The sequence below is a fragment of the Desertimonas flava genome, from assembly GCF_003426815.1.
Classification (GTDB): domain Bacteria; phylum Actinomycetota; class Acidimicrobiia; order Acidimicrobiales; family Ilumatobacteraceae; genus Desertimonas; species Desertimonas flava.
This window is the reverse complement of the sequence record NZ_QKYK01000008.1, coordinates 74071-99893: the sequence shown is the minus strand read 5'-3', so window position 1 is coordinate 99893 and position 25823 is coordinate 74071. Positions and strand designations below refer to the sequence as shown.

The 25823-nt window shown below is 70.6% G+C and carries 25 protein-coding genes and 1 pseudogene; 17 read left to right on the top strand and 9 right to left on the bottom strand.

Features of this window, described 5'->3' with window-relative positions; translation table 11 throughout:
• From DN771_RS11865 to dapA, 5 genes are read left to right on the top strand one after another with little or no spacing between them, the layout of a single operon-like run.
• On the top strand, positions 1–504 hold the full coding sequence (locus DN771_RS11865) for an aromatic-ring-hydroxylating dioxygenase subunit beta (RefSeq protein ID WP_162941840.1): 504 nt from the start codon (positions 1–3) through the stop codon (positions 502–504).
• Positions 501–1100: a hypothetical protein gene (locus DN771_RS11860; protein ID WP_116997592.1), complete on the top strand. Its 600-nt coding sequence runs from the start codon at positions 501–503 to the stop codon at positions 1098–1100. Before DN771_RS11865 ends, DN771_RS11860 begins: the two co-directional genes overlap by 4 nt.
• A complete protein-coding gene (locus DN771_RS11855) occupies positions 1097–2086 on the top strand; it encodes an ornithine cyclodeaminase family protein (RefSeq protein ID WP_116997591.1) in 990 nt (329 codons plus the stop codon). The genes DN771_RS11860 and DN771_RS11855 overlap by 4 nt, the downstream gene beginning before the upstream one ends.
• Positions 2083–3243, top strand: a complete 1161-nt coding sequence (locus tag DN771_RS11850; protein ID WP_116997590.1) for a cupin domain-containing protein — start codon at positions 2083–2085, stop codon at positions 3241–3243. The genes DN771_RS11855 and DN771_RS11850 overlap by 4 nt, the downstream gene beginning before the upstream one ends.
• Positions 3240–4139, top strand: coding sequence for a 4-hydroxy-tetrahydrodipicolinate synthase (gene dapA, locus DN771_RS11845; protein WP_116997589.1), 900 nt, complete (start codon positions 3240–3242; stop codon positions 4137–4139). Before DN771_RS11850 ends, dapA begins: the two co-directional genes overlap by 4 nt.
• A gap of 21 nt (positions 4140–4160) precedes the next feature.
• Here dapA and DN771_RS11840 read toward each other — a convergent pair whose 3' ends face one another.
• The 3 genes and pseudogenes from DN771_RS11840 to fabI all read right to left on the bottom strand — a co-directional run.
• Positions 4161–4814 carry a TetR/AcrR family transcriptional regulator gene (locus tag DN771_RS11840; RefSeq protein ID WP_116997588.1) on the bottom strand — a complete coding sequence of 218 codons (654 nt, stop codon included), beginning with the start codon at positions 4812–4814 and terminating at the stop codon, positions 4161–4163.
• A 62-nt stretch (positions 4815–4876) separates the two neighbouring features.
• Positions 4877–6901 (bottom strand): thioredoxin domain-containing protein, encoded by a 2025-nt coding sequence (locus DN771_RS11835; protein WP_116997587.1) that lies wholly within the window; start codon positions 6899–6901, stop codon positions 4877–4879.
• 108 nt (positions 6902–7009) lie between these two features.
• Positions 7010–7783 (bottom strand): annotated as a pseudogene (gene fabI / locus DN771_RS11830) (enoyl-ACP reductase FabI); the annotation flags it as partial.
• A 124-nt stretch (positions 7784–7907) separates the two neighbouring features.
• On the opposite strand from fabI, the gene npdG reads away from it, so the two are divergent.
• The 8 genes from npdG to DN771_RS11790 all read left to right on the top strand — a co-directional run bounded on the left by npdG (position 7908) and on the right by DN771_RS11790 (position 16843).
• Entirely contained in the window at positions 7908–8678 is a 771-nt protein-coding gene (gene npdG / locus DN771_RS11825) for an NADPH-dependent F420 reductase (protein ID WP_116997585.1), read from the top strand.
• Positions 8679–8689: 11 nt separating this feature from the next.
• Positions 8690–9826 (top strand): cysteine--tRNA ligase, encoded by a 1137-nt coding sequence (locus tag DN771_RS11820; RefSeq protein WP_116997584.1) that lies wholly within the window; start codon positions 8690–8692, stop codon positions 9824–9826.
• Between the two features lie 135 nt (positions 9827–9961).
• On the top strand, positions 9962–10351 hold the full coding sequence (locus DN771_RS11815) for a Fur family transcriptional regulator (protein WP_276113682.1): 390 nt from the start codon (positions 9962–9964) through the stop codon (positions 10349–10351).
• A 69-nt stretch (positions 10352–10420) separates the two neighbouring features.
• The gene (gene katG / locus DN771_RS11810; protein WP_116997582.1) at positions 10421–12604 is read left to right on the top strand and encodes a catalase/peroxidase HPI; all 2184 of its coding nucleotides are present in this window, start codon (positions 10421–10423) and stop codon (positions 12602–12604) included.
• Positions 12605–12788: 184 nt separating this feature from the next.
• Positions 12789–13574, top strand: a complete 786-nt coding sequence (locus tag DN771_RS11805) for a lysophospholipid acyltransferase family protein (protein ID WP_116997581.1) — start codon at positions 12789–12791, stop codon at positions 13572–13574.
• A gap of 76 nt (positions 13575–13650) precedes the next feature.
• Positions 13651–15696, top strand: a complete 2046-nt coding sequence (thrS, locus tag DN771_RS11800) for a threonine--tRNA ligase (protein ID WP_116997580.1) — start codon at positions 13651–13653, stop codon at positions 15694–15696.
• Positions 15693–16241, top strand: coding sequence for an HIT family protein (locus tag DN771_RS11795; RefSeq protein WP_227462320.1), 549 nt, complete (start codon positions 15693–15695; stop codon positions 16239–16241). Before thrS ends, DN771_RS11795 begins: the two co-directional genes overlap by 4 nt.
• 176 nt (positions 16242–16417) lie before the next feature.
• On the top strand, positions 16418–16843 hold the full coding sequence (locus DN771_RS11790; protein WP_162941839.1) for a hypothetical protein: 426 nt from the start codon (positions 16418–16420) through the stop codon (positions 16841–16843).
• Between the two features lie 226 nt (positions 16844–17069).
• Here DN771_RS11790 and DN771_RS29470 read toward each other — a convergent pair whose 3' ends face one another.
• On the bottom strand, positions 17070–17363 hold the full coding sequence (locus DN771_RS29470) for a hypothetical protein (protein ID WP_162941838.1): 294 nt from the start codon (positions 17361–17363) through the stop codon (positions 17070–17072).
• Positions 17364–17419: 56 nt separating this feature from the next.
• On the opposite strand from DN771_RS29470, the gene DN771_RS11785 reads away from it, so the two are divergent.
• From DN771_RS11785 to DN771_RS11770, 4 genes are all read left to right on the top strand, one after another.
• Complete coding sequence (locus DN771_RS11785) at positions 17420–18109, top strand: CDP-alcohol phosphatidyltransferase family protein (RefSeq protein WP_162941837.1); 690 nt, start codon at positions 17420–17422, stop codon at positions 18107–18109.
• Positions 18102–19088, top strand: coding sequence for a phosphatidylinositol mannoside acyltransferase (locus DN771_RS11780; protein WP_116997577.1), 987 nt, complete (start codon positions 18102–18104; stop codon positions 19086–19088). Before DN771_RS11785 ends, DN771_RS11780 begins: the two co-directional genes overlap by 8 nt.
• Positions 19089–19175: 87 nt before the next feature.
• Positions 19176–19892 carry a GntR family transcriptional regulator gene (locus tag DN771_RS11775; RefSeq protein ID WP_116997576.1) on the top strand — a complete coding sequence of 239 codons (717 nt, stop codon included), beginning with the start codon at positions 19176–19178 and terminating at the stop codon, positions 19890–19892.
• A gap of 5 nt (positions 19893–19897) precedes the next feature.
• Positions 19898–21013, top strand: a complete 1116-nt coding sequence (locus DN771_RS11770; protein WP_116997575.1) for an NAD(P)/FAD-dependent oxidoreductase — start codon at positions 19898–19900, stop codon at positions 21011–21013.
• 41 nt (positions 21014–21054) lie between these two features.
• Here DN771_RS11770 and DN771_RS11765 read toward each other — a convergent pair whose 3' ends face one another.
• The 5 genes from DN771_RS11765 to DN771_RS11745 are packed head-to-tail and all read right to left on the bottom strand — an operon-like array spanning position 21055 to position 25822.
• A complete protein-coding gene (locus DN771_RS11765; RefSeq protein ID WP_116997574.1) occupies positions 21055–21771 on the bottom strand; it encodes a sulfite exporter TauE/SafE family protein in 717 nt (238 codons plus the stop codon).
• Positions 21772–21813: 42 nt separating this feature from the next.
• Complete coding sequence (locus DN771_RS11760) at positions 21814–22665, bottom strand: sulfite exporter TauE/SafE family protein (RefSeq protein ID WP_116997573.1); 852 nt, start codon at positions 22663–22665, stop codon at positions 21814–21816.
• 27 nt (positions 22666–22692) lie between these two features.
• The gene (locus DN771_RS11755) at positions 22693–23712 is read right to left on the bottom strand and encodes an ABC transporter ATP-binding protein (RefSeq protein ID WP_227462319.1); all 1020 of its coding nucleotides are present in this window, start codon (positions 23710–23712) and stop codon (positions 22693–22695) included.
• The gene (locus DN771_RS11750) at positions 23709–24821 is read right to left on the bottom strand and encodes an ABC transporter ATP-binding protein (RefSeq protein ID WP_116997572.1); all 1113 of its coding nucleotides are present in this window, start codon (positions 24819–24821) and stop codon (positions 23709–23711) included. The genes DN771_RS11755 and DN771_RS11750 overlap by 4 nt, the downstream gene beginning before the upstream one ends.
• Complete coding sequence (locus DN771_RS11745; RefSeq protein ID WP_116997571.1) at positions 24821–25822, bottom strand: ABC transporter permease; 1002 nt, start codon at positions 25820–25822, stop codon at positions 24821–24823. Before DN771_RS11745 ends, DN771_RS11750 begins: the two co-directional genes overlap by 1 nt.
• Position 25823: the final 1 nt, after the last annotated feature.

The following is a 25823-nucleotide window of genomic DNA, read 5'->3' as shown; positions in this document are numbered from 1 at the left end:
GTGAGCGGGAAGGTGCGGGCGAGGGTGCCCTGGGGGACGTTCGACGCCGAGGAGGTGCGCGCCCTCTACGACGACTACGCCGCCGCGCTCGACGCCGGTGATCACGCCGCCTGGCTCGACCTGTTCATCGACGACGCCAGCTACGTGGTGGTGCCCCTCGAGAACGTCGAACGCGGCCTGCCCCTGGCCACGATCCGCTGCGAGAGCCGCGGCATGCTCGCCGACCGCGTGGACGCCCTCGTCACCACGCAGTTCCTCGCCCGGCGGATCACTCGCCACGTGATCACCGCCGTGCGACCCGTCGGTGGCGGCACTGGTGACCGGCTCGAGACGACGGCGAGCTTCCTGCTCCTCGAGACGATCGAGGGCGCCGACACGCGCGTCCAATGCGCCGGCACCTACGACGACATCGTCGTCGTCACCGCGGCCGGGCTGCGCTTCGCCGGCAAGCGGGCGATCTACGACGCCGGGCTCGTTCCCACGTCGATGGCGGCGCTGCTGTGACCATCACACCGATCGCCTTCGACGACCTGGCCGAGCCCCTCCAGGACGCGCTGCGGGCCCGGTACGAGCGCCTCGGGTATCTGGGCGGCTTCTTCACCCACATGGCGCACCAGCCCGAGGCGCTCGTCCACTTCGATGCCTTCACGGAGTCGCTGAAGCGGTCGCTCGGCCCCGAGCTGGCCGAGACGGTGGCCCTCACCGCCGCCACGCGTCTCGACAACACCTACGAGCGGCACCAGCACGAACGGCTCGCCGTCGCCCTCGGCCTCGGCGCCGAGTGGGTGGCGGCGATCGAACGCCTCGACCCCGAGACGCTCGACGCCCCGCCGGTGGTCGTCGCCACACAGCGCTTCGTGCTCGCCGCCTGCGACGCGCTACGGGGTGCTCCCGAGATAGTGCCTGGCACTATCTCGGGACCGCAGGACCTCGCGGCCGAAGCCCTCGACGCGCTCGTTGCCGCGTCCGACGACGCCACCGCATCCGGCGTCGCCCTGCTCACCGGCCGCTTCGTCGCCCACGCCGTCGTCTCGGCCGCCTGCCGCCTGCAGCCACCCGTCCCGTCGATCTTCGCTGACGAAGGAGTCTCCCAACGATGAGCGATCCTCTCTGGATCACCGAGGCCGACGTCGCTGCCGCGGTCGATCTCACCGACACCCGCGCCGCCGTGCACGCGGCGTTCGCCGCACCCGAAGCCGTGACGCTGGAGAAGACGGCCGTCACGTACGGCGTCGACGGTGCGGCCGGCGGGGGAGAGGCCACCCTGCACGCGCTCGGCGGCGTGACCGGTGGCATCACCGGCACCAAGACGTGGGCCCACACCCCGGGCGGGGCGTCCCCGCTGCTCGTGCTCTGGGATTCCGCGGCCGGCACGCTGCTCGCCGTCGTCGAGGCCTTCGCCCTCGGCCAGTTGCGCACGGCGTCGGTGTCCGCCGTCGCCACCGACGCCATGGCCCCGCCGTCGGCCGACGTGCTGGCCATCGTCGGGACCGGCAAGCAGGCCCTGGCCCAGGTGGCCGCCGTCGCCGCGGTGCGGCCGCTCCGCGAGGTGCGCGCGTTCAGCCCCACGGCCGAGAACCGCCAGCGCTTCTGCCACACCGTCGCCGAACGCCTGCCCGGCGTGCACGTCGTGGACTGCCGCTCGGTCGCCGAGGCCGCCGACGGCGCCGGCGTCGTCACGACCGCCACGCGGGCCACCGACGCGGTACTCGACAACTCGGTGCTCATCGCCGACGCCCACGTCAACGCCATCGGCGCGATCACCCCGGAACGGCGTGAGCTCGCCCCGTCGGTGGTGAAGGTGGCGTCGCTCGTCGTGTCCGACAGCCCGGCGGCCGCCACCACGCTGTCGGCCGAGCTCGATTTCGCCGACGACGTCGTGCCGCTGTCGGCCGTCGTCGCGAGCGGCGCCGCCCGGCCGGCCGGCGTGTCGGTGTTCAAGGCGATGGGCTCGGGCCTGGCTGACGTGGCTGTCGGCGCGCTGGTGCTGGAGCGGGTGCGAGCCGCCGGTGGCGGGCGACCGTTCCCGTCGCCGGTCAAGGCCGCGCCACGACTGTTCCAGCAGCTCGTCGGAGGCGCGGCATGAGCGACCCCCGCCCGTTCTTCACCGACGTCAGCGGCGCGCCCGCACCGGGCGAGCCCGACTACTGGCAGCCGGTCATCTTCCGCGGCGACGAGATCGCCGCCGAGATCGCCCGGCTCTGCGACATCGAGCGCCCCGCCGACGGGCGCCGCTCGTCACTGTTCACCCATCCCCGGGCACCCGAGTCGTCGCCCTCACTGGCCCCCGGCATCCGCGTCTCGCTCGACGTGTTGCTCCCCGGCGAGTCCACCACGCCGAGGCGCCACACGTCGACGCAGGTGGGGTTCGCCATCGCCGGCACCGGCCGTGTGCGCATCGGCGACACCGTCCACGACGTCGGCCGCTACGACGCGTGGAACCACCCGTCGTGGCGGCCCTACACGGTGACCAACACCGGCGACGAGCCGTTCGTGCGCTTCACCTATTCCAACGCCCCGCTGCTCGAGAAGATGAACGTGCATCTCGTCGAGGACCTCGCCGAGATGCCCGAGGCGCGGCCCGACGCATTTCCGGACGGCGCGTCGGAGGACGACGCGGCCGACGCGGCCGACGAGGCTGGCGATGCTCGGCGCACTAGCCCGTTCGGCACGTTCGAGCTCGCCGACCGGGCGATGCTGATGCCCTACGAGACACTGATCAACCCGCCGTCGCTGCCGTCACCTGCGCTGGTGTGGCCCTGGGAGGGCGTGAAGTCCCACCTCGACCAGCTCGAGGCGCTCGGCGACACCTACATCGGACGCCGCCTGTACCTCCTGTACAACCCGCTGACCGGACGCACCAACGGCACCACGCCGTCGTTCTTCGCCACCATCACCATCCGCCCGCCGAGCATCGTCGACCGGCCCCACCGGCACGTGTCGGCGGCGATCAACTACTTCTTCCACGGCAGCGGCTGGAGCCGCGTCGGCGGCAAGCGCTACGAGTGGGGCGCCGGTGACCTGATGCTCACCGCACCGGGCTGGATGATCCACCACCACGCCTCCGACGACGGCGACCGTGTCTACGAGCTGACCATCCAGGACCAGCCGCTCAACATCGCCATGGAGTCGCTGCTCTGGCAGGAGAACCTCAAGCACCCGCCACGCGTGCTGGGCAGCGAGGACGGCTTCGCCACCAATCGCGCGCTTCGGCCGGCGACCGTCGGAACGGCCGGCGGATGATCCCGCTCGCTCCTGCCGCGCTGCGCGGTTCGCTGCCTCCACTCGTCACGCCCTTCCGCGACGGCGCCGTCGACCTCGACACGTACGGCCGCCTCGTCGAGTGGCACGTCGACGCCGGCAGCCACGGCGTCGTCGTGTGCGGTACCACCGGCGAACCGAGCGTCCTCACCCTCGACGAACGCAAGGCCCTCGCCGAGACCGCCATCGCCGCGGCCGCCGGTCGCTGCCAGGTGGTGGTCGCCACCGGCAACCAGTCGCACGCCGAGACCGTCGAGCTCACCACGCACGCCGCGGCCGCCGGTGCCGACGCCGTGCTCGTCGTGACGCCCTACTACATCCGCCCGCCGGCGCGCGGCCTCGTCGCCTACTTCACCGACGTCGCCGGACGCGTCGACATCCCGGTGCTCGTGTACCACATCCCCGGCCGCGCCGCCGTCGGTGTCGACATCGACACGCTCGCCGCCATCGTCGACGCCGCCCCGAACCTCGTCGGCATGAAGCACGCCGTCGCCGACCTCGGCCTGGTCACCGAAGCGCTCGTGCGGTTCGGCCCGGAGTTCCGGGTGCACGTTGGCCTCGAGGAGCTCAGCTACCCGATGCTCGCCCTCGGTGCCAGCGGCATGGTCAACGCCGTCGCCAACATCGTGCCGCACAAGATCGTCGCCCTCTACGAGAGCGTCGTGTCCGGCACGTTCGCCGAGGCCCGTAAGCTGCACCAGGAGCTGTTCGAGCTGAACCGGGCGGTGTTCTACGACACCAACCCGATCCCGGTGAAGTACATGATGTGCCGCCTCGGCGTGCTGCCCAACAACGAGCACCGCCTCCCGATGATGCCGGCGACCGACGACGTCGCTCGCCGCCTCGACGCCGTCCTCGACCGCGCCGGCCTCCTCTGACCGGTCGGATCGCGTCAGGGGTCAGACGGTGACGCCGGCGCCGGCTTTGAGGAGGGCGAGGGCCGTGTTGATCTGGCCGGTCATCGTGTCGGTGGCGTTCTCGTCGCCGCCGATGTGGCTGACGAGGGCCATCTGGAAGATGCCGTCGAACAGGGCGTAGGCGAACGGCGGCGACACGGCCAGGGTCATGCCGTCGAGCTCGGCGTAGCGCGTGAGGATCTTCCAGATCATCTGCTCGAGGGCGGCGTCGATCTCGACGATCGCGTCGCGGAACGACGGGTCGAACAGGCTCTGCGTGCGCAGATCGATCCACAAGCGGTGCTGTTCGGTCTCGTTGAGGAGCGTGTCGGCCATGCGCAGGGCGAAGCCCTCGCGCAGCTCGTCGGCGGTGGTGGCGGTGGCCAGGATGTCGTCGTAACGGGTGACGCACCGCTCGTTGTACTGGCGCACGCCCTGGGCGATCAGGTCGGCCTTGTCCCGGAAGTAGTAGTGCAGGACGCCGTGGGTGAAGCCCGAGTGATAGGCGATGTCGCGCAGGCTCGTGCGGGCATAGCCCAGCTCGGACAGCGTGGCGAGCGCCGACTCGGCCAGCTGGCGCCGGCGTTCGGCGAACTTGTCGGCCTGGCGCCGGGGAACTCGCTCGCCGTCGGTACGTGTCGAGGTGTCGGTGGTCATGGCGCGCCCTCCACGACCGACGCTAGCCGGGTTTCGACGGTATGACGAGCGGGGGGTCGGGATCAGGTGAGCTGGGCGCGCAGGCCGTCGGGGGAGTCCTGGGGCGCCTGGCACGTGAAGTGCTCGCACACGTAGGCCAAGCCGTCGGTGCGGTTCTCCCACAGCGGCGAGTCGTAGCGCTCGCCCCACGCCAGCACGACGTTCGGCCGCCACCGTTCGCGGACCACGGCCACCAGGTCGGGCCGATCGCCGACGACGGCGACCTCCTTGATGCCGCGCGTGCGCAGGGCCAGCGCAGCGAGGGCGTTGCAGAACGCGCTCGCCCCACGCGGCACCATCGGGCCGATCAGCTGCAGGATGCGGTCGGCGTGGTTGGCGTAACGCTGCTCGTCGGTGAGCGCGGCGAGGCGCACGAGGGCCACCGCCGCGGTCGAGTTGGCCGACGGCGTGGCGTTGTCGAACAGATCCTTCTGACGGGCGATCAGGCGCTCACCATCGTCGGGCGTGGTGTAGAGGCCGCCTTCACCCGGATCCCAGAAATGGTCGAGCAGGGTGTCGGCCATGTCCATCGCTTCGTAGATCCAGTTCGCCTCGCCGGTCGCCTCGCCCAGCCTGGTGAAGGCGTCGAGCAGCGTGGCGTGGTCGGCGGCGAGCGCCTGGTGGCGGGCGCGGGGTTGCCCGTCGGCATGCCACACGCGGAACCACCGCCGGTCGCCGTCGCGCAGGTTGTCGAGCAGGAAGCGCCCGGCCTTGGCCGCCGCGTCGATCCACGACTGCTCGCCGAAGAGCGCCCCGGCCTCGGCCAGCGCGGCGATCATCAGCCCGTTCCACTCCGTGAGCACCTTGTCGTCGAGCCCCGGATGCGGACGATGCCAGCGGGCCTCGTAGAGCCGGGCCCGGGCCGCCTCGATGTGCGGCGGGCGGAGGAACTGCCCGCGCTGTTCGAGCCGGGTAGGGATCGATCGGCTGGGCTTGCCCGGTTCGGCGAAGTTGCCCTCGTCGGTGATGCCGTACCAGTCGAGCACGGCGTCGGTGTCGGGGCCGTCCCCGAGCACGGCGCGCACCTCGTCGGGCGTCCAGGTGTGGAACAAGCCCTCGTGGCCGTGGCCGTCGGGGCCGGGTGAATCGGCGTCCTGCGCCGACGAGAACCCGCCGTCGGGCTGGGTCATCTCGCGCAGCACGTAGCCCACGGTCTCGGTGACCACCTGCTTCCAGCGCGACGTGTCGAACCGATCGGCCAGCGCCGACGCCGCCCGGGCGTAGAGGCGCACGAGGAGGGCCTGGTCGTAGAGCATCTTCTCGAAGTGGGGCACGAGCCACTTCTCGTCCACCGAGTAGCGGGCGAAGCCGCCGCCGATGTGGTCGTACATCCCGCCCGACGCCATCGCGTCGAGCGACGTGGTGAGCACGGTGGTGAGCGGGGCGACGGCCGCGTCGGTGGGCGCCCGGTACAGCAGCTCGGTGAGCACCAGGTCGAGGCTCATCGTCGACGGGAACTTCGGCGCCTGGCCGAAGCCGCCCCACGTCTGGTCGAACGCCTTGGCCAGCCCGGCGACGGTCGCCGGGATCAGCTGCTCGGGCGGGTCCTTGTCGCCGGCCTTGGCGCGGGCGCTGCGCGAGATCGTCTCGCGCAGCTTGCCGGTGTTCTTCAGCAGGTCGTCGCGCTTGGTGCGCCATGCCGACGACACCGCGGCGAGCAGCTTCACGAACGTGTCGCGCGGGAAGTACGTGCCGCCGTAGAACGGCTCGCCGGTGGGGGACAGGAAAACGGTCATCGGCCAGCCGCCGCGGCCGGTCATCGCCTGCACGGCATCCATGTAGATGGCGTCGACGTCGGGACGCTCCTCGCGGTCGACCTTGACGTTGACGAACGCGACGTTCATCAGGTTGGCGACCTCGGCGTCCTCGAAGCTCTCGTGGGCCATCACGTGGCACCAGTGACAGGCCGAGTAGCCCACCGACAGCAGGATCGGCACGTCACGCTCGCGCGCCGCGGCGAAGGCCTCGTCGCCCCACGGGTACCAGTCGACGGGGTTGTCGCGATGCTGGCGGAGGTAGGGCGACGTCTCGGTCGCGAGTCGATTCATCGCCGCACGTCTCGTCGGTTCACGTGTTCAGGATGCCGCGGAGTCGCCCGCGGCGGCGGAATCGGCCGCGTGGGCGGCCAGATCGGCGACGGCGGCAGGTGTCCCGGCGGCGCCCGTCGAGTGGAAGCCGCCGTCGACGTGGACGATCTCGCCGGTCGTGGCCGGGAACCAGTCCGACAGCAGTGCCACGCAGGCCTTGCCGACCGGCGTCGGGTCGTTGATGTCCCAGCCGAGCGGCGCCCGGCCGTCCCAGATGTCCTCGAACAGCGAGAATCCAGGGATGCTCTTGGCCGCCATCGTGCGGATCGGCCCGGCGGCGACGAGGTTGCAGCGGATGCCCTTGGGACCGAGCTCGCGAGCGAGGTAGCGGCTGAGGCTCTGCAGCGCCGACTTGGCCACGCCCATCCAGTTGTAGGCGGGGAACGTGACCGAGTTGTCGAAGTCGAGGCCGACGAACGAACCACCCTCGGTCATCAGCGGCACGAAGGCATCGGCCAGCGCCTTGAGCGAGTAGGTGGAGATGTGCAGGGCGACCGACACGTCCTCCCACGTCGCGCCCATGAAGTCGTCACCGAGCAGCGACTGCGGCGCGAAGCCGATCGAGTGCAGCACGCCGTCGACGCGGCCCCAGCGCGACGCCAGATCCTCGCGGACCGCGGTGAGGTGCTCGGGCACGGTGACGTCGAGCTCGAGCACCGGGATGTCGGCGCCGCCCGGCAGCTTGCGGGCCGTGCGCTGGGTGAGGCTGAGGGCCCGCCCGGCCCCGGTGAGCACGACGTCGGCGCCCTCCTCGATGGCGATGCGCGCCGTCGAGAAGGCGATCGAGGCGTCGGTGAGCACCCCGGTGATCACGATCTTCTTGCCAGCCAGCAGCCCGGTCATGGGCGCCGACGCTAGTCGCCGGCCCACCGCTCCGAGATAGTGCCTGGCACTATCTCGGAGTACCTGGACGGCACCTGACCAAGACGATCGGGATTCGGGTCCTTGCGTCTGCAAAGCTCAGCCCATGCGCATCGGCATTCTTGGTGGCACCGGTCCGGCCGGCAGCGGGCTCGCCGCTCGTCTGGCGAGCATCGGCTACGACGCGGTCATCGGCTCTCGATCGAAGTACCGCGCCATGGAGGCCGTCGACTCGCTGGTCGAGCGCTTCCCGACGCTCAGCGACAAGCTGCACTTCGGCGACAACGTGGCGGCCGCCGACTGCGACATCGTCGTCATCGCCACACCCTGGGACTCGGCGGCCACCACCGCCCAGGAGCACGAATCGGCGCTGCGGGGCAAGATCGTCGTGTCGATGGCCAACGCCCTCGTCCGGGTGGGCCACGAGTTCCAGCCGCTCGTCCCGCCGCGCGGGTCGGTCGCGGCCCACGTGCAGGCGGCGGTGCCCGGCTGCCGGGTGGTCGCCGCGTTCCACCATCTGCCGGCCAAGGAGCTCGGCAACCTCGGCGAGCCGATCGACTCCGACGTGCTGATCTGCGGCGACGACGCGGACGCCGTCGAGCGGATCTCGGCCATCGTCTCGGACATCCCGGGCTGCCGCCCGCTCGACGCCGGCGAGCTGTCGAACGCCACGGCCATCGAGGCGTTCACCGCCGTGCTGTTGCAACTGAACGTGCGGTACAAGGCCCGCGTGGCACCCAAGCTCACCGGCATCAAGCGTGACCCGCGGGCCAAGACGCCGCCGCCTGAGACCGCGCCGCAGCCGGCGGACGCCGCCGACAAGGTCGCCGACGACAAGGCCGTTGCGACGTCGGACCCGTCACCGGCCTCGGCCTGACATCGCCCCCGATGATCCACCTCTACGACACCGCCCGCCTGGCAGTCGTCCCGTTCGACCCGCCCGAACACGTCCTGATGTACACGTGCGGCATCACGCCGTACGACGCCACGCACCTCGGCCACGCCGCGACGTTCCTCGCCTACGACGTCCTGCAGCGGCGGCTCATCGACCTCGGCCACCGCGTCACGTGCGTGCGCAACGTCACCGACATCGACGACCCGCTGTTCGCCAAGGCCCGTGAGCTCGGCATCCACTACCTCGATCTGGCCGCCACCGAGGAGGCCCGTTTCGATGCCGACATGGAGGCGCTCAACGCCCTCCCGATCGCCGCCCGCCCCCGGGCATCGTCGGCCATCCCCGACATCCGCGGCTTCATCGGCATGGTGATGGATCGCGGCTACGCCTACCAGGCCGGCGGCTCGGTGTACTTCGACGTCTCGAAGTTCCAGTCGTTCGGCAGCGTCAGCCACTACAGCCGCGACGAGATGCTGGCGTTCGCCCGCGAGCGCGGCGGCGACGTCGACAACCCGAACAAGCGCGACCCGCTCGACTTCGTCCTCTGGCAGCCGTCGGCCCCCGACGAGCCGTCGTGGGACACGCTGTGGGGGCCGGGCCGGCCGGGCTGGCACATCGAGTGCAGCGCCCTCGCCCTGCGCGAGCTGGGCTCCACCATCCACCTCCACGGCGGTGGGGCCGACTTGATCTTCCCCCACCACGAGTCCGAGCGGGCGCAGTCCGAGGCCGCCACCGGCGAGCCGTTCGTGCAGCACTGGATGCACACCGCGCTCATCTCCAAGGACGGCGAAAAGATGTCGAAGAGCCTCGGCAACCTCGTGTTCATCGACGCCCTCCGCAAGGAGTGGGATCCGGCGGCGATCCGCCTCGGCATCATCGGGCACCACTACCGCACCGAGTGGGAGTGGGACGACGACCTGATGGACCGGTCGCTCTCCCAGCTCGAACGGTGGCGGGCGGCGGCCAAGGCCGGCGGCTCGGGCGACGCCGTCGTCGAGGCCGTGCGCGCCCGTCTCGACGACGACCTCGACACGCCGGGCGCCTTCGCCGTCATCGACGAGGCGGCGGCGTCGGGCAACGCCGGCGACGGGGTCGCCGCCGCCGCCGCCCTGCTCGGCATCGTCCTCTGACGATCCGTCGGCATCGTCCTCTGACGATCCGTCGGCGAAGCCTCGAACAGGGTGTTGACACCGTCCGGAACTGGACCGAGTATGGAAGTCGTGACCGTCGACCCGGTTGGCCTCCTCCGACGCCACGGTGTGCACGTGACGGCGCAGCGACTCGCTGTCCTGCGCTCCGTCTCGCGACGCCCCCACGGCACCGCCGAGGACATCGCCGACGACGCCCGGGGTGAGCTCGGGGCGATCTCGCGCCAGGCGGTCTACGACGCCCTCAACGTCCTCGCCGACAACGGCCTGATCCGGCGCATCCAGCCCGCCGGATCGCCCGCACGCTACGAGGACCGCGTTGGCGACAACCACCATCACCTCATCTGCCGCGACTGCGGCCGCACCGTCGACGTCGACTGCGCCGTCGGCAGCGCGCCATGCCTCGACCCCGGTGACGCCTCGGGCTTCATCGTCGACGAGGCCGAGGTCATCTACTGGGGGCGCTGTCCCGACTGCGCCCAGGCCCTGGAAGCCGCACGTCCGTGACCCGTCACGGGCTCGACCACCACGCAACGACGCCACGTTCCGCAACCACACCACCTTGGGGGTAAGCAAATGTCCGAGAGCGAGAACCCAGCCATCGAGGCACCGACGCCGAAGGCGACCCGTCCACACACCATCAAGGACTGGTGGCCCGAACGGCTCGACCTCAACGTGCTCCGCCAACACTCCGAGCGGGGCAACCCGCTCGGAGCCGACTTCGACTACAAGGAGGCGTTGCAGTCGCTCGACTTCGACGCCTTGAAGGCCGATCTGACGGCGGTCATGACCGACTCCCAGGACTGGTGGCCCGCCGACTACGGCCACTACGGCCCGCTCTTCATCCGGCTCAGCTGGCACGCCGCCGGCACCTATCGCATCGCCGACGGTCGGGGCGGCGCGAGCGACGGGTCGCAGCGCTTCGCCCCGCTCAACAGCTGGCCCGACAACGCCAGCCTCGACAAGGCACGCCGCCTCCTGTGGCCGGTCAAGCAGAAGTACGGTCAGAAGGTCTCCTGGGCCGACCTGCTCGTGCTCGCCGGCAACGTCGCCATCGAATCGATGGGACTGCCGACGTTCGGATTCGCCTTCGGGCGTGAGGACGTGTGGGAACCCGAGGAGATCTTCTGGGGGCCTGAGGACACGTGGCTCGGCGACGAGCGCTACAGCGGCGACCGCGAGCTGTCGGGTCCACTCGGCGCTGTGCAGATGGGCCTCATCTACGTCAACCCCGAAGGCCCCAACGGCAACCCCGATCCGCTGGCCTCGGCCCGCGACATCCGCGAGACGTTCGCCCGCATGGCGATGAACGACGAGGAGACCGTCGCCCTCATCGTCGGCGGGCACACGTTCGGCAAGGCCCACGGCGCCCACTCCGCCGACCACATCGGTCCCGAGCCCGAGGGCGCGCCGATCGAGGCCCAGGGCCTCGGCTGGGCCAACCCGTCGGGCACGGGCATCGGTGCCGACGCCGTCACCAGCGGCCTCGAGGGGGCCTGGACCAACGAGCCGACGAAATGGGACAACGGCTTCTTGGACAACCTCTACGGCTACGAGTGGGAGCTCACCGAGAGTCCGGCGGGCGCCAAGCAGTGGACGCCGGTGAACCCCGAGGCCCAGGGGACGGTGCCCGACGCCCACGACCCCGACAAGCGCCACGCGCCGATGATGCTCACCAGCGACATCGCGCTGCGCGTCGACCCGATCTACGCCGAGATCACCAAGCGCTTCCACGAGAACCCCGACCAGCTCGCCGATGCCTTCTCACGGGCCTGGTTCAAGCTGCTGCACCGTGACATGGGCCCGGTCACCCGCTACCTCGGACCGTGGGTGCCCTCCGAGGTCCAGGTGTGGCAGGACCCCGTCCCGGCGGTGGACCACGACCTGATCGGCGACGCCGACATCGCCTCGCTCAAGTCGCGGATCCTCGACTCCGGCCTGACCGTCGCCCAGCTGGTCTCGACGGCCTGGGCAGCCGCGGCGAGCTTCCGCGGCACGGACGGGCGCGGCGGCGCCAACGGCGGACGTCTCCGTCTCGCCCCGCAGAAGGATTGGGAGGTGAACGAGCCGGCCGAGTTGGCCACCGTGCTGTCGGCCCTGGAATCGATCCAGCAGGAGTTCAACGGTGCCCAGTCCGGCAACGTCAAGGTGTCGCTCGCCGACCTGATCGTGCTCGGTGGCTGCGCAGCGGTCGAGAAGGCGGCCAAGGACGCCGGCCACGACGTCACCGTGCCGTTCTCGCCGGGTCGCACCGACGCCTCGCAGGAGCAGACCGACGTCGAATCGTTCGCCGTGCTCGAACCGCGGGCCGACGGCTTCCGCAACTACGTCCGGGCCGGCGAGAAGTTGCCGCCCGAGACGCTGATGCTCGACCGGGCCAACCTCCTCACGCTCACGCCGCCGGAGATGACCGTGCTCGTCGGCGGTCTGCGTGCCCTCGGCGCCAACCACGGCAAGACCGCCCACGGAGTGCTCACCGACCGTCCCGGCCAGCTCACCAACGACTTCTTCGTCAATCTGCTCGACATGGGCACCGTCTGGTCCACGTCGAACACCGAGCACGTCTACGAAGGTCGGAGCCGGGCCTCCGGGGAGGTCACCAGGACGGCGACGGCCGTCGACCTCGTCTTCGGGTCGCACTCCGAGCTCCGTGCGCTCGCCGAGGTGTACGCGTGCGCCGACGCCGGCGACAAGTTCGTCGCCGACTTCGTGAAGGCGTGGACGAAGGTGATGAACCTCGACCGGTTCGACCTGGACTGAACGATCAGACCCCGCATCTGACGGGAGGTGCCAGGCACCTCCCGTCAGACGCAGCCGTCAGCGGGCCGAGCGACATTTCACAAACGCTTCATCCGCCCGACGCAGAGGCGGTCCGAACGGCACTCGGCGCTGGCGTACCATGGCGCGCATGCAGAGGGCGTCGTGAGGGCGTGGTGAGAACGCGATGAAGGCGGAGGGCGCAGGTCTGGCCCAGCAGCGGACCCGTCGCGTCCTCGGGCCGGTCGCCCGCCGCCTCTGGGACATCCAGACCGAGGGCTTCGATCGGCTGCCGGGCGAGGGTCCGGCGATCCTCTGTCCGAACCACATCTCGTTCCTCGACTCCGCCTTCTTGATGCTCAGCGTCCCGCGCAACATCAGCTTCGTCGGCAAGGCCGAGTACATGGACTCGTGGAAGACCAAGTACGTCTTCCCAGCGATGGGCATGATCCCCATCGACCGCAGCGGTGGGTCCCGCTCGCGCGCCGCTCTCGACACCGCCGCCCAGGTGTTGCGCCGCGGCGAGCTGTTCGGCATCTTTCCCGAAGGCACGCGCAGCCGTGACGGCGTGCTGCACAAGGGCCGCACCGGCGCCGCCCGCCTCGCCGTGGAGGAGGGCGTGCCGATCTTCCCGGTGGGCATCGTCGGCACCGACGCCATCCAGCCGCCCGACGCCAAGGCCCCCAAGCTCTTCCGCTCGTGTTCGATCACCGTGGGTCGCCCCATCAAGCCCGAGCGCTACGCCAAGAGCCCCGAGCGCCACCGTGCGCTGCGGTCGATGATCGACGAGGTGATGTTCGAGATCCGCGAGCTCACCGGCCAGGAGTACGTGAACACGTACGCCGGCAAGTCGTCGGACGCCGCCGCCGAGACCCGGCCCACGGCGCAGCCGGCCACGTCGACCGACGTCGCCGAGGCCGAGGCGGCTGGGAGCGACCCGGCGCCGGCGCCGGCGTCGCTCGTCAGCGCCTAGACCACTAGGAGACGTCGTCGAGTCGACAGACCACTAGCGTTCGCCACGGCGCACCCGTTCGTAGACTTCCGGGCGTATGCCTTCGACGATCACGATCACGCTGCCCGACGGAACGGCTCGCGAGTACCCCGAGGGAACCACCGCCGCCGATGTCGCGTCGTCGATCGGCAAGCGCCTCGCCAAGGCGGCGGTCGCCGCGATCGACAACGGTGACGAGATCGACCTCGGCCGCCCCCTTCACGACGGCGATCAGGTCGCCATCGTCACCGAGGACACCGAGGCCGGCCGCCATGTGCTGCGCCACTCCACGGCGCACGTGCTCGCCCAGGCCGTCACCCAGCTGTTCCCGGGCGCCAAGTTCTCGATCGGCCCGGCCATCGAGAACGGCTTCTACTACGACTTCGACCTTCCCGGTGGCAAGACGTTCTCCGAGGACGACCTGGCGGTGATCGAGGCCCGCATGCGCGAGATCATCGCCGCCGACCAGCCGTTCACGCGGTCTGAGGTGAGCCCCGACGAAGCCCTGCGCATCTTCGCCGATCAGCCCTACAAGGTGGAGATCATCGAGCGCGTGAGCAGCGGTGGCGACGAGCTCGACTCGGGCGAGGTCGACGGCTCCTCGGGAGCGATCAGCGTGTACCGCAACACCGGGTCTGGGCAGGGCCCAGGGGGCCCGGTCGACTTCGTCGACCTGTGTCGCGGACCGCACGTGCCGTCCACCGGCCGGCTCGGCCACTTCGCCCTGCAGAAGGTCGCCGGTGCCTACTGGCGCGGCAACGAGAAGGGCCCGATGCTGCAGCGCATCTACGGCACGGCGTGGGAGTCCGATGCGGCCCTCAAGGCCCATCTCGAACAGCTCGCCGAGGCCGAGAAGCGCGACCACCGCAAGCTCGCCACCGAGCTCGACCTGCTCAGCTTCCCGTCCGAGCTGGGCGGCGGCCTCGCCGTCTGGCACCCCAAGGGCGGCATCGTCCGCAAGCTCATCGAGGACTACAGCCGCATGCGCCACGAGCGCGGCGGCTACGAGTTCGTCTTCACGCCGCACCTCACCAAGTCCACGCTCTACGAGACCAGCGGTCACCTCGCCTGGTACGCCGACGGCATGTACCCGCCGATGGAGATGGACAACGGCACGTACTACATGAAGCCGATGAACTGCCCGATGCACTGCTTGATCTTCCGGTCGCGCCAGCGCAGCTACCGGGAGCTGCCGTTGCGGCTGTTCGAGCTCGGCACCGTGTACCGCTACGAGCGCGCCGGCACGCTGCACGGCCTGCTGCGCATCCGCGGCTTCACCCAGGACGACTCGCACATCTACTGCACGGCCGAGCAGCTTCCCGGCGAGATCGGCTCGCTGCTCGACTTCGTGCTGTCGGTGCTGCGGGCCTTCGGCTTCGAGGACTTCACGTTCAACCTGTCCACCAAGGATCCCGACAAGTACGTCGGCAGCGACGAGATCTGGGAGACGGCCACCGACGCCCTGCGGTCGGTGCTCGACGACCGCGGCTTCGAGTACTCCATCAAGGAGGGCGACGCCGCGTTCTACGGTCCCAAGATCGACGTCGACGTCCGCGACGCGATCGGCCGGTCGTGGCAGCTGTCCACCATCCAGTGCGACTTCAACCATCCCGAGCGGTTCGAGCTCGAGTACGTCGGCTCCGACAACCAGCGTCACCGGCCGATCATGGTGCACCGGGCGCTGTTCGGGTCGATCGAGCGCTTCTTCGGTGTGCTGCTCGAGCACTTCGCCGGTGCCTTCCCCACGTGGCTCGCCCCCGTGCAGGTGCGCGTCCTGCCGGTGTCGTCGGCCCATGAGGGCTACGCCGACCAGGTGGCCCGCAGCATCACGGCGGTCGGGGGGCGCGCCGACGTGATTCGCGCCGTCGACCCGCTGGGCAAGCGCATCCGCGCCGCCAAGCTCGAGAAGCTGCCGTACGTGCTCGTGGTCGGCGACGACGACGTCGCCGCGACCACCGTTGGTGTGAACCCGCGCGGGGGAGAGGTCGAGCGCGGCGTCGCGCTCGACGTGTTCGTCAAGCGGTTCGCCGACGAGGTGGCCGAGGCCACCGCCCTGGCCCTCGACGCCGACAACGCCCCCGCCCCCGACGCTCTGCCGGCGTGACGCTCGATCGACTCTGGAACGGGTGGCGGGCGGCCTACGTCGCCGGCCACGGCGTCGACCGCACCCTCGCCGATGCCCTCGACGCGGGCGATGCCGATCTCGCCGCGGCAAGCGTGTTCACGAGGATCCTGCACTCGGGAATGTCCGACGAGGAGGCCAACATCGTGCATCGGGGGGAGCACTGCTTCGTGATCATGAACGCCTTCCCGTACACGTCAGGTCATCTCCTCGTGCTGCCGTACCGTGAGGTTCCCGACCTCGAGGACCTCGACGGCGCCGAGTCGGCCGAGCTGTGGGCGACGGTCACCGATGCCGTCCGCGTCCTCAAGGCGACCTACCGGCCCGAGGGCCTGAACGTGGGGATCAACCTCGGCCAGCCCGCCGGCGGCAGCGTCAGCCAGCACCTCCACGTGCACGTCGTGCCCCGCTGGAGCGGCGACGCCAACTTCATGAGCGCCGTCGCCGACACCCGCACGCTGCCCGAGGCCATCGGGCACAGCGCGGCCCGTGTCCGCGACGCCTGGATAGCGTTCAAGAAGCCATGAGCGAGAGCGAATCAGTCGCACGGAGTGAGAGCGAATCAGTCGCACGGAGCGAGAGCGAATCAGTCGCACGGAGCGAGAGCGAATCAGTCGCACGGAGCGAGAGCGAATCACCTCGACCGGACGCCGGCGTCGACCATCGCGACGCCCTGCCCGAGGACCTCGACGTCTCGGCCTACGTGGGGCCGTACCAGTTCCCCGACAACTCTCGCCGCCGCATCCCGGGACTGCTCTACCTGATCATCGCGGCGGGCTGCGTGCTGTTGTACGTGTTGGCCAACGACACCTGGGCCTTCGTCAACGAGGGCTGGCTGTGGGCCGCGGCCGCCCTTACGGTGACCGCCGTGATCTGCTTCACCTCTGGGTGGAGGATGACGGTGAAGGAGGTCGACGCCCTCGTCGCCGCCCAGCAGGCGCTGGGGTTCCCCGTCGGGCACGCCTCCGCCCAGCAGGTGTGGCGCGGGCTGCGCAGCCGTCCCACGTGGCGGGTGCTGTGCTACTCGATCGAGGATCCGCCGCAGCGGCGAGGCCTGGTGCTCGTCGACGCCGTCGACGGTCGCGTGGTGGAGCAGCTCGTCGAGGACAACCCAGAGACCTGGGGCTGACGCCTCCCGGGGGGGACCGGACGACTGGCTCGTTGAGTGAAAAGGTCAACGAGCCGGGCACGCCCCCCGGCGGAATGGGGTGCGCGCCCGGCTCGGACACAACCGGCCTGGCGGAAGTAGGCCGTGTCGACAACGTCGTGCGTTATCAACAGATGCAAGGTTACCACTTCATCAAGCAGAGCGACCAGTCTTCTTTCCACTTGTCATGAGAATGTCGTACTCGGGGTCAGGAATCGCGCTCCGAGATCCTCCGGATGAGTGAGCCGGCGGAAACGCCCAGGTCACGGAGGGTGTCGAGCGTGGCGATGTCCCATTGGGACGATGGCCGGGCCTCGATGGCGTCGGCCACGGCGGTGGCGTCGGGGGCGCTGCCCACCAGCGTGGCGGCCTGCGCCACCAGTGCATCGAGCTCGCCGACGAGCGATCCGGGTGGCGATTCGGCGGCATCGACGGCTTCGCGGAGCCGGCGGGAGAGGGACCGGAAGGCCACGGCGAGGTCGGCGGGCGTCGTTTTCGGCATGGATCCATCCTGACACTCCCGGCGGAGGGTGGTCGCCGGCCACTATCCTCTTGCCGATGTTCGACGGCAGCTTCCGTGCGCCGATCGAGAAGGCCGTGCGGCCCATCGGCAACGCACTTCGCCGGACCGGTCTCACCCCCGATCACCTGACGATCGTCGGACTCGTCATCGGTGTCGGTGCGGCGCTCGCCGTCGGCTCGGGCCGCCTCCTGCTCGGTCTCATCCTCGTCATCCTCGCCGCCCTGCCCGACCTGCTCGACGGCGCCCTGGCCAAGGCGTCACAGACGTCGAGCCAGCGCGGCGCCTTCTTCGACTCCACCGTCGACCGGGTCACCGACACCGTCCTGCTCGGAGGCGTCGCCTACTACCTGGCCGCCCACCACCAGACGCCCGAGCTCGCCGTGCTGGCGTTCGCCGTCATGGGCTCTTCGTCGCTCATCTCGTACCAGCGGGCCAAGGCCGAGTCGCTCGGGCTCGACGCCAAGGGCGGACTCATGGAGCGGGCCGAGCGGGTCGTGCTGCTCTGCATCGGCCTGCTGTGGGAGCCGCTGCTCGTACCGGTGCTCTGGGTGATGCTCGTGCTCACCGTCATCACGGCCGGCCAGCGGTTCGTCAAGGTGTGGAAGCAGGCGGCGGTCGCTCCGGTGACCCAGGAGCGCATCGACCAGCGCCGCTCGCGCCGCCAGAGCCGGCGGTCGGCGCGCATCGAGGGTCGACACACGCGCGTGCCTCGTCGCCGTGGCTGAAGCGTCGGCCGACGCGTCCGAGCTGTCCGTGCGGTCAGAAGTGAGCGACGAGCGGGACCTGCGCGAACGCCTGGCTGCGGCGATGACCGTCGGCGGCTTTCGTGCCGGCGCCCTCCTGGCCCGGTTCACGCCGGGGTTGTTCGCCGAGGGCCTGGCCGCGCCGATCGGGTTCGGTGCGAGCTTCGCCAACCGAGAGCGCCGGGCGATGCTCGAACGGCACCTCCGCCGGATCAATCCGCAGTGGTCGTCGTGGCGCTTGCGCAACGCCGTGCAGGAGTCGTTCGACTCCTATGCGCGCTACTGGATCGAGAGCCTGCGCCTGCCCAATCTGCCGGCGCGCACGGTCATCGCCGGCCTGGAGGTGGATGGTTACGAAACGTTGGTCGTGCCGGCGCTGGAGCAGGGCAAGGGCGTGATCCTCGCCCTGCCGCACCTCGGCGGTTGGGAATGGGCAGGTCGCTGGCTCGCCGAGCGCGGGCACCGCACCACGGTCGTTGTCGAGAAGGTCGAGCCGCCCGAGCTGTTCGACTGGTTCCGGGACCTGCGCTCGAAGCTCGGCATGACCGTGGTGCCCCTCGGCCCCGACGCCGGCAAGGCGATCCTGCGGGCGCTCGGCGACAACGAGATCGTCTGCCTGCTGAGCGACCGCGACATCTCCGGCGGTGGCGTCGAGGTCGAGTTCTTCGGCGAGCGCACCACGCTGCCCGGCGGCCCCGCCACCCTGGCCGTCCGCACCGGCGCCCCGCTTCTGCCGTGTGCCGTGTACTTCACGCGGCGCTACAACGGCCACTTCGGCCTGGTCCGCCCGCCGATCCCCGTCGAACGCCGCGGCAAGCTGCGCGAGGACGTCGCCCGCATCACCCAGTACCTCGCCGACGAGCTCGAGTACCTCATCCGCCGGGCACCGGAGCAATGGCATCTCTTCCAGCCCAACTGGCCGAGCGACCCGGGTTACGCGGACCGTCACGCCGATGCCTGAGCGATCCACATCCCCAGGGCTCGGCGCACCGGATTTTGTATACGGAGTGCCGTTCGGTCATGGGCTCGTGTGGTTACGCTCTCTGATGTGACCACGAGCCGGTTGGGAGAGTCGCACCAGACGCTGCGTGAGGTGGTGGCCGCCGAGATCCGCGCCATGATCCGCAACGGCGACCTCGCTCCCGGTGAGCGGCTCGTCGAGGATCGTCTTGCCGAACAGCTCGGCGTGTCGCGCAACCCGGTCCGCGAGGCGCTGCGTGCGCTCGAGAGCACGGGCCTCGTCGAGATGCGTCCCCGGCGGGGAGCCCACGTCGTGGCGTTCGAGCCCGAGCGGGCCATCGAGCTGCTCGAGCTGCGCGCCGTGCTCGAGGCGTTCGCCGCCCAGCTGGCCGCCAAGCAGCGCACGGACGAGCAGCTCGCCGAGATCCGCCACTGGTTCGAGACCGGACGCGAGGCCACCGCCGCCAACGACATCGTCAAGGCCGCCCAGGCCCATCGCAGTTTCCACCTCGCCGTCGAGCACGCTGCGGGCAACAGCTACCTCGGCCCGACCGTCGAGCCGCTGCGGGCCCAGACCGAGCTGGTGTTCAGCCGGCTCGTCGATCGCCGCGGCCTCGTCGGCTGGCACGAGCACATCGACATCCTGGCCGCCATCGAGGCCGGTGACGCCGAGGCGGCCGAGCAGGCGACGCGCCGGCACATGAACTCGGTGCTTCACGACCTGCGCACCGCCACCGCCGACATGGACGACGCCGTGCCGGCGCCGCCCGCCGTCACGATCACCGCTGCTCCCACCGACGCCTGACGTCGATGCGGGTCGCGATCGTCGGGGGCGGGATCGCCGGAACGTCGGCGGCCTGGGCGCTGGCCGCCGATCACGACGTCACCCTGCTCGAGTCCGAGGCCGACCTCGGCGCCCACGCCACCGGCCGCTCGGCCGCCACGCTGTCGGAGACGTCGGGCACCCGCGTGATGTGCGCACTGGCCCGAGCCAGCCGGCGGTTCCTCGAGTCGCCACCGGATGGGTTTGCCGAGCACCCGCTCACCGGGCCCCGCGGGCTGCTGTGGATCGGGCGGGACGGCGACGAGGCGGCGCTCGACGAGATCGCCGCAATCGCCGCGTCGGGTGTGGCGCCGACCGCCCGGCGGGTGGACGACGCGGGATGCCTGGAGGTCCTGGCCGAGCTGCGGCCCGGTGCGGTGACCGCCGGGGGAGTGTGGGAACCCGATGCCCGGTCACTCGACGTGGCGGCGCTGCTCGCCGCCTACGCCGCCGGGGCGCGGCAGCGCGGCGCGAACATCCGCCGCCGCGCCGAGGTCGAGTCCCTCCGGCGAACAGCTTCCGGTTGGCAGCTCACCGCCGGTGGCGACACCGTCGAGGCGGACGTGGTGGTGAATGCGGCGGGGGCCTGGGGCGACGTCGTCGCCGCCCGCGCCGGGGTGGCTCCCCTCGGCCTGTGCCCGTTGCGCCGCACGGCGGCCCTGGTGCCCGCGCCCGAGTCGGTGGCGGCCTGGCCGCTGGTGATGGACGTGGCGTCGCGCTGCTACTTCGAGCCCGAGGCCGGCGGGTTGCTCATCTCGCCCGCCGACGAACACCCGAGCGAGCCTGTCGACGCCAGGGCCGAGATGGAGGACGTGGCCTGGGCGCTCGAGATGCTCGCCGAGACCACCACGCTCGAGGTCCGGCACGTGCGCCACGAGTGGGCCGGACTGCGCACGTTCACCGCCGACCGGGCGCCGGCGGTCGGATGGGATCCCGACGCGCCGGGGTTCTTCTGGCTCGTCGGTCAGGGCGGCGCCGGCATCAAGACGGCGCCGGCGCTCGCGGCGGCGGCGGCGGCCGTCGTCGGCGACACCAGCTGGCCCGCCGAGCTCACCGCCCTCGGCGTGACCCCCGACGACCTGTCACCCGCCCGCCTTGGCTGACCTGCGGCCAGCGCGTAACGGTTGGTGCCAGGCACCAACCGTTACGTGGCGGCGTCGACGAGGAGGATCACGGCGGCGGCGGCCGACATCGCCAGCACGGTCGGCCGTGTCCAGCCGTGGTCGAGCCAGCGGTGCGCGAAGCGGCTGACGACCAGCCCGCCGACCAGCCCGGGCAACAGCATCAGCCCGCCGACGAGCTCCGTGCCGCCGAACTCGCCGCTCACGAAGAGGGTGAAGATGCCGAGCGAGGCGCCGAACAGGAAGAACCCGGCGAGCGTCGAGCGCAGCTTGGCTGCCTCCTCGCGCTGGTAGACGAGCGCCATCGGCGGGCCGCCGACGGACGTGAGCGTGCCCATCACCCCCGACAGCGCCCCGGCGCTCACCAACGTCGACGGCGATGGCCGGACGTGCCATCCCGACACGCTGATCGCCACGGCGACGAGCACGATCAGGCTGAGCACGACGGCCAGGGCGTTGTGCGAGAGTCGTGACACGGCGTAGGCACCGGCGATGGAGCCGATCACACGGCCGACCAATGCCCACCGTATGCCGAACCAGTCGAGTGCGCCCCGCTCCGACCATGCCACGTACGCGGCGACCGTGAAGCCGAGCACGAGCACCGAGCCCGGCACGAGATCCTCGTCGAGGATGGCGAGCACCGGGGCGGCGAGCGTGCCGAAGCCGAACCCGATCGACCCCTGAGCGAGCGCGCCGACGGCGACAGCGAGGATGGCGACGACGAACTCGGCCGTCGTCACCTCGGACCGTCGCCGATCAGCTCGCCGACCACGTCGCCGACGTCACTTCGCCGGCGCGGCAGCGGCGCTGCGACTGCGGTAGAGCTGCCACAGCAGGCGGATGGCCACGATGGTCAAGAGCGTGGCGAACAGGATGTTCGACACGTCGTCGCTCATCTTGTCGGCGATCACGCCGCCGATCGCCGCCGTCACGATGCCGGCCAAACCGATGACAAGCGCCGCTTTGAGGTGCGTGTTGCGCTTCGCTCGGTTGCGCCACGTGCCCATGATCGCGGTGGGGATGATCACGAACGCCGAGGTGCCCTTGGCGATCGCCGGTGGCACCTTGAACAGCAGGATCATCGCCGGCACCATCACGATGCCGCCGCCCACACCGAGCAGCCCCGCGAGGATGCCGGTCACGAGACCGACGAGCACGAGCGACAACGCCATGGCGACCGTCATGCCGGTGCGGCCGTCGGCATCGGTGGCGATGAACAGCCGCACGGCCGAGGCCAGCAAGACGATGGCGAACAGCACGCCGAGCGTGCGGTGCGGAAGGATGTCGAGCAGCTTGGTTCCGATCACCGCGCCGGCGATGGCGCCGATCGCCAACCAGATGCCGACGTTCCAGTCGACGTTGTCGTTGACCGCGTAGCTGGCGAGCGACGCGATCGAGATCGGCACGACCGCGGCGAGCGACGTGCCGTGGGCGAGGCGTTGGCTCATGCGCGCGCCCATCACCAGACCGGGGACGATGAGGATGCCGCCGCCCACGCCGAACATGCCGGCCAGGAACCCGGCGAGCACACCGACGACGGCAATCACGCCGAGCCGGATCGGGGCCTCGTCAGCGCTCGGCTCGGCCACGCCGCCGACGCCCGCGCTGGTGGAGGTCGGTCTGGCGGTGGTCATCGGTTGGTACTCCTGGCAGTGGGGGATTCAGCGAACGTGGCAGGCGGCCCAATGACCGGGTGCCTTCTCGACGAACGGCGGCGTTTCGTGCCGACAGACATCTTGCACGAGGGGGCAGCGGGTCTGGAAACGACAGCCCGGCGGCGGATCGATCGGGTTGGGGATCTCACCCTGCAGCACGATGCGTTGACGAGCCCGCTGAATCGGCGGGTCGGGGATCGGCACACTCGACAGAAGCGCCTCTGTATAGGGGTGACGCGGTTCGTCGTACACCGCGTCGGCCGGGGCCAGCTCGACGAGCCGGCCCGCGTAGAGGATGGCGATGCGGTGCGAGATGTGACGGACGACCGACAGATCGTGGGCGATGAAGAGGTAGGCCAGCCCGAACTCGCCTTGCAGATCCTGCAGCAGGTTGACGACCTGGGCCCGCACCGACACGTCGAGTGCCGACACCGGTTCGTCGGCGACGATGAAGTCGGGGTGCAGGGCCAGGGCCCGGGCGATGCCGATGCGCTGACGCTGGCCGCCGGAGAAGGCGTGCGGGTGCCGGTCGGCGGTGTCGACGGGAAGCCCACACCGCTCGAGGAGGGCACCCACCTCCTCGCGTGCCGCGTCGACCGACGAGGCGAGCCCGTGCACCACGAGGGGCTCGGCGACGAGTTGCAGCACCGACATACGCGGGTTCAGCGAGGCGTAGGGATCCTGGAAGACGAGCTGCATGTGCCGCCGGAGGCGCCGGAGCTCCTCGCCACCGACGGTGGTGATGTCGGCGCCGCGGAAGCGGATGCGCCCGGACGTCACCGGGATGCGCCGCAGCACGGTGCGGCCGATGGTCGTCTTGCCCGAGCCGGACTCGCCGACCAGGCCGAGCGTCTCGCCCCGCCGGATGGCGAACGAGACGTCTTCGACGGCGTGCACCCAACGGGTCTGACGCCCCCAGAATCCGCTGCGCCCGACGGGGTACCGCACGGTGAGGTCGTCCACTTCGACAACGGCAGGCGCGTCGTCGTGATCGACGGGAACGCCGGTGCCGATGGTCGCGGTCACGACGCCACCGTCGTCTCGGCCGTGGCGGCGGGATCCTCGGCACCGGTGACGTCGACTGCCTGAGCGGCGTTGCGACCCGCCTCGACGAGGTCGGCGGCGCGGAAGCAGGCGACGGAACGGTCGACATCGCCGGGCGAGGCCTCGGGGCTCTCCGCCGGACGGAAGATCTCGAGCGCCGGCTGCTCGGCGCGGCACCGGGCCTCGACGAGCGTGCACCGGGCGGCGAAGCCACAGCCCTTCGGGGGGCGGCGAAGGTCGGGTGGTGCGCCCTCGATGGCGACGAGGCGATCGAGCAGCACGTCGACACGCGGGGTCGAGCGCAACAGGCCGGCCGAGTACGGATGGGCCGGTTCGGCGTAGAGATCGGCCGCCGACGCGTCCTCGATGATCTTGCCGGCGTACATCACCGCGACGCGGTCGCACACCCCGGCGACGACGCCGAGATCGTGGGTGATCAGCAGCACGGCCAGCTTCAGCCGCTGCTGGAGCTCGGCGACGAGCTCGAGGATCTGGGCCTGGATCGTCACGTCGAGCGCGGTCGTCGGCTCGTCGGCGACGAGCAGTTCGGGCTCGCACGCCAGCGCCATGGCGATGAGCACGCGCTGGCGCATGCCGCCCGACATCTCGAACGGGTACTGGGCGACACGCTGGCGAGGGTTGGCGATGCCCACCATGTCGAGCAGCTCGACCGAGCGCTCGCGTGCTTCCTTGCGGCTCATCGACCGGTGCCGCCGGAGCACCTCGACCATCTGGCTGCCGATCGTGAACACCGGGTCGAGCGACGTCATCGGGTCCTGGAACACCATGGCGATCTCGCTGCCCCGGACCCGCTCGATCGTCTGGCGCACGTCGGGACCGTTGACGAGCGACTGACCCTTCCACCGGACGTCGCCGCCGGCGATCTTGCCGGGCAGCTCGATCATGCCGAGGATCGCCTGGGCCGTGACGCTCTTGCCGGAACCCGACTCGCCGACGAGCCCGACCGTCTCGCCCCTGGCGATGTTCAGGCTGACGTCCCGTACGGCGTGCACGGTGCCGAGCCGGGAGTGGAAGTCGACGCGCAGGTGGTCGATCTCGAGCAACGGCTCACTGCGGTCGATGTCGTTCATCACGCGTCTCCTGCCGTGGCGGCGGCCGACGACACCACGCCGGCGGCGTGGCGCTTCTCGCGCTCGACCGGGTCGGACACGACCCGCAGCCACGAGGCGAGGAAGTTGACGGCGAGCACGATCAGCGTGATGGCGATGCCAGGGATGATGGCGAGGCGGGGAAGTGAGAAGAAGGCGTCGCGCCCGCTGTTGGCCATCACGCCGAGCGACACCGCGGGGAACTGCAGACCGAGGCCGAGGAACGACAGCGTGGCCTCGGCGAGGATGATGCGGGCGAACTCGAGCACCGCCAGCGTGACGAGCGAGGACGTGAGGTTCGGGAGGATGTGCCGGAACATCACCCGCCGGGGCTTGCAGCCGATCATCTCGGCGGCCTCCACGTAGAGACGCTCCTTGGCCGACAGCACGACACCCCGCGTCATGCGGGCGTAGACCATCCAGCCGTTGAAGGCGAGCACGAAGATCAGCGACGACATGCTCGGGCCGAGCACGGCGATCATGATCAGGGCGATGAGGAGGCCGGGAAAGGCCACCTGCACGTCGACCCAGCGCATCAGCCAGCGGTCGACGCGGCCGCCCTTGTACCCGGCGAGCATGCCGAGGGCGACGCCGAAGATGCCGGCGATGGCCACGACGCCGAGGCCGATGAGCAGCGTGGTCCGCGATCCGTACATGAGCCGGGAGAGCACGTCGTAGCCCTGCATGTCGGTGCCGAGCACGTGCGACCACGAGCCGCCGTCCCACACCGGCGGGATGTTCGACGTCGATGGGTTGCCTTCGACCGGCCCGTACGGGGCGAGCAGAGGAGCACTGAAGCCGGCGATGACGACGATGAGGAGGAACACGGCCGACAGCAGTCCGGCCCGGTCGGCTCGCAGCTCGGCGAACAGACCGCGGGTCGCCGCCTGCAATTCGTACGGGCGCCCCTCGAGGGTCTCCTCCTCCTGCACCGCCTCGTCGACGTCGTGCTGATGGGCGGAGTATTCGTCGGTGGCGGTCATC

Bases quoted from the DNA above. Each gene is read 5' to 3' on its own strand.
- katG (WP_116997582.1), top strand. From the start codon at position 10,421: ATGTCCGAGAGCGAGAACCCAGCCATCGAGGCACCGACGCCGAAGGCG.
- DN771_RS11770 (WP_116997575.1), top strand. From the start codon at position 19,898: ATGCGGGTCGCGATCGTCGGGGGCGGGATCGCCGGAACGTCGGCGGCC.
- DN771_RS11760 (WP_116997573.1), bottom strand. From the start codon at position 22,665: ATGACCACCGCCAGACCGACCTCCACCAGCGCGGGCGTCGGCGGCGTG.
- DN771_RS11855 (WP_116997591.1), top strand. From the start codon at position 1,097: ATGAGCGATCCTCTCTGGATCACCGAGGCCGACGTCGCTGCCGCGGTC.
- DN771_RS11750 (WP_116997572.1), bottom strand. From the start codon at position 24,821: ATGAACGACATCGACCGCAGTGAGCCGTTGCTCGAGATCGACCACCTG.
- thrS (WP_116997580.1), top strand. From the start codon at position 13,651: ATGCCTTCGACGATCACGATCACGCTGCCCGACGGAACGGCTCGCGAG.
- npdG (WP_116997585.1), top strand. From the start codon at position 7,908: ATGCGCATCGGCATTCTTGGTGGCACCGGTCCGGCCGGCAGCGGGCTC.
- DN771_RS11805 (WP_116997581.1), top strand. From the start codon at position 12,789: ATGAAGGCGGAGGGCGCAGGTCTGGCCCAGCAGCGGACCCGTCGCGTC.
- DN771_RS11850 (WP_116997590.1), top strand. From the start codon at position 2,083: ATGAGCGACCCCCGCCCGTTCTTCACCGACGTCAGCGGCGCGCCCGCA.
- DN771_RS11840 (WP_116997588.1), bottom strand. From the start codon at position 4,814: ATGACCACCGACACCTCGACACGTACCGACGGCGAGCGAGTTCCCCGG.
- DN771_RS11835 (WP_116997587.1), bottom strand. From the start codon at position 6,901: ATGAATCGACTCGCGACCGAGACGTCGCCCTACCTCCGCCAGCATCGC.
- DN771_RS11785 (WP_162941837.1), top strand. From the start codon at position 17,420: ATGTTCGACGGCAGCTTCCGTGCGCCGATCGAGAAGGCCGTGCGGCCC.
- DN771_RS11820 (WP_116997584.1), top strand. From the start codon at position 8,690: ATGATCCACCTCTACGACACCGCCCGCCTGGCAGTCGTCCCGTTCGAC.
- DN771_RS11745 (WP_116997571.1), bottom strand. From the start codon at position 25,822: ATGACCGCCACCGACGAATACTCCGCCCATCAGCACGACGTCGACGAG.
- dapA (WP_116997589.1), top strand. From the start codon at position 3,240: ATGATCCCGCTCGCTCCTGCCGCGCTGCGCGGTTCGCTGCCTCCACTC.
- DN771_RS29470 (WP_162941838.1), bottom strand. From the start codon at position 17,363: ATGCCGAAAACGACGCCCGCCGACCTCGCCGTGGCCTTCCGGTCCCTC.